Annotated in this window: 2 protein-coding genes; one reads left to right on the forward strand and one right to left on the reverse strand. The window is 38.6% G+C overall.

Annotated features, from left to right (window positions below):
* The coding region (gene ltrA, locus NEOC65_RS00930) for a group II intron reverse transcriptase/maturase (protein ID WP_213155405.1) at positions 1-1,015 on the reverse strand (1,015 nt) is incomplete at its 3' end.
* Between the two features lie 21 nt (positions 1,016-1,036).
* On the opposite strand from ltrA, the gene NEOC65_RS00935 reads away from it, so the two are divergent.
* A partial coding sequence (locus NEOC65_RS00935) for a hypothetical protein (protein WP_213155406.1) occupies positions 1,037-1,300 on the forward strand: 264 nt, incomplete at its 3' end.

The following is a 1,300-nucleotide window of genomic DNA, read 5'->3' on the forward strand; positions in this document are numbered from 1 at the left end:
TGGCTATATCTCCAAGTTCTAAATCTGTTCTATTTCTTATATTCCATTGCCTAATGGTTGCTTTCATAGATTTTAGCGCCGCTTGGCTTACTGCTGGTGTAAAACTTATAAATATGTTATTTCGTTTACTGTTTTTGACCAGTCTTGGCCGAAAGGTATAGCCTAGAAAATCAAATTTTGTTTCCTTGTATTTTCCCTTGCGGCTTCCATCTTTACAGTAAATAATCTTTGTTTTATCTGGATGAAGCATCAAACTACATTCTTCAAATCGTTTCTTTAGATTTGTTAGAAGGTGTTGAGCCTCTTGTTCTGTGTTACAGTGTATTAATCCATCATCAGAATACCTACACCATGGCATGCTAGGATATTTCCTTGTCATCCACGTGTCAAATACATAATGAAGAAATAGATTGGCAAGCACTGGGCTAATCACTCCTCCTTGGGGCACTCCTGCATTTCTTGTCACAAGAATTCCATCTTTTAATTGAAGAGGTGCTTTTAGCCATCTTTCGATGTATAAAATAACCCATTTGTTATCTGTATGTTTTCTTACTGCTTTCATTAGAAGGTCATGGTCTATATTGTCAAATAGGCCTTTGATATCAAATTCCAGCACCCAATCGTACTTCCAGCATCTTTGCCTAGTGATTCCTACAGCATCTAAGGCTGATTTATTTGGCCTATATCCATAGGAATTTTGGTGAAAATGGGGCTCTACTGTGGGTTCAAACATCAGCTTTACAATCATTTGAGCTATTCTGTCACTTACTGTAGGTATTCCCAAGATTCTTTCTCCACCACTTTTCTTTGGTATTGCTACCGCTTTTACAGGCGGTGGAAAATAGCTTCCCGAGGACATCCTATTCCAGATTTTATAAAGATTGCTTTTAAGGTTTCGATCGAAATCCTCTAGCGTTTGCTGATCTATGCCTGCTGCTCCTGCGTTTGCTTTTACAAGTTTATAGGCCTCCATAACAAGTATTTTAGAAATAATAAAAGGTTTTGTTTCACTCACGATTTCCTCCTAGAAATCTAGTTGAATAATGAATGTTACCACTTAATCCAACCTCTTTGCTCCAGCTGCATTACCAGCCTTCTTTGCTACTACAGGTTGTTCCGCCCCAGTTCTTGGCATCGGTACTCTCATTCTTATGATTTTAGTCATTTGAATTTCTCTCTTATCATCCAAGCGACTGGTTCCCACAGTTCCGTACAAACGCCCAAATCAGACTCACGCCATCTATACGCCGGATGCCATCTACACAGTAATCAGGTATCTTGTAGATTCTTTACAGAAGAT

Origin of the sequence: Neochlamydia sp. AcF65 (assembly GCF_018342435.1) — a bacterium.
Lineage (GTDB): Bacteria > Chlamydiota > Chlamydiia > Chlamydiales > Parachlamydiaceae > Neochlamydia.